This window comes from Polynucleobacter finlandensis (assembly GCF_018881755.1).
In the GTDB taxonomy this organism is placed as follows: Bacteria; Pseudomonadota; Gammaproteobacteria; order Burkholderiales; family Burkholderiaceae; genus Polynucleobacter; species Polynucleobacter finlandensis.
This window is the reverse complement of sequence record NZ_JACVPS010000036.1, coordinates 1-1,201: the sequence shown is the minus strand read 5'-3', so window position 1 is coordinate 1,201 and position 1,201 is coordinate 1. Positions and strand designations below refer to the sequence as shown.

At 46.2% G+C, this 1,201-nt stretch carries 1 protein-coding gene; it reads right to left on the bottom strand.

From position 1 onward, the window contains the following. Positions 1–16: 16 nt before the first annotated feature. Positions 17–1,128 (bottom strand): IS3 family transposase gene (locus ICN49_RS11590; protein WP_216168231.1). Its coding sequence is split into 2 segments (ribosomal slippage): positions 17–882 and positions 882–1,128, totalling 1,113 coding nucleotides; the frame shifts between segments, so codons are not numbered across the junction. Between the last annotated feature and the right edge of the window lie 73 nt (positions 1,129–1,201).

The window sequence follows — 1,201 nt, the reverse complement described above, 5'->3', positions numbered from 1 at the left end:
GGTAATCCCCCCATTTTTAACTAGGCATAAAAGTAGAAGCTGGTACTGCAAGTGCTAGTTTTTGCTTTGGTGTAATTCCACCTAAGCCCATGTTCGGTCTTTCATGATTGTATGTCCACATCCAATCGGTAGCAAAGTCTTGAACTTCATCAATCGATTCAAAGAGGTATTGATTAAGCCAATCGTAACGTACGGTGCGGTTGTATCTTTCAATGTATGCATTTTGTTGTGGCTTACCAGGTTGGATATAAGTCATCTCTATTTTATGTTTCGCAGCCCACTGCACAAGCATACTACCCACAAGCTCGGGGCCATTATCGCAACGTATTTTTAAAGGCTTACCACGCCACTCAATGACTTGATCTAGTGAGCGTACCACTCTGGCTGCTGGCATAGAAAAATCAATATCAATGGCTAAGGCCTCCCGATTAAAGTCATCAATTACATTAAACAAGCGGATGGATCTGCCATCGTGCAACTGGTCATGCATAAAATCAATGGACCACGTATCGTTGATGCCCTCGGGCACTGCCAATGGCACAGGCTTCTCGCGAACCAAGCGTTTATGGGGCTTGATCCGAAGGTTTAACTCTAACTCCCGATAGATGCGATACACCCGCTTATGGTTCCAGGTAAAGCCTTTGACGTTACGCAAGTACAAAAAGCAAAGCCCAAAACCCCAGTTCCGTTGATTTTGGGTGAGGCGCACCAGCCAATCAGCAATAAGGGCATTGTCGGTCGATAGCTTCGGGTGATAGCGATAGCAAGTCTGACTAATGACAAAGGTGTCGCAAGCTAAACGGATACTCATTCGCCCACTTTGAACTTGTTGGCTGGCCATCTCGCGCCTACGAGATGGCCGAGTTACTTTTTTTGTAAGACTTCTTTAAGGACATCGGCTTGGAGCTGAACCTCCGCATACATCTTCTTTAAGCGGGCGTTCTCAGCTTCAAGCTCTTTAACGCGAGACATCAGTGAGGCATCCATACCGCCATACTTGGCGCGCCACTTATAGAAGCTGGCGATGCTAATGCCGTGTTCACGGCACAGTTCAGGGGCTGGCATGCCAGCTTCGGCTTGCTTAAGGATGGCCATGATTTGGCTATCGGTAAAGCGGGAGGTTTTCATAGAATTTCCTTTAAATCAAACAACTTAGAAATTCTACTTTTAAGTCACATTAAGGGGTGGGGGTATTACCGAA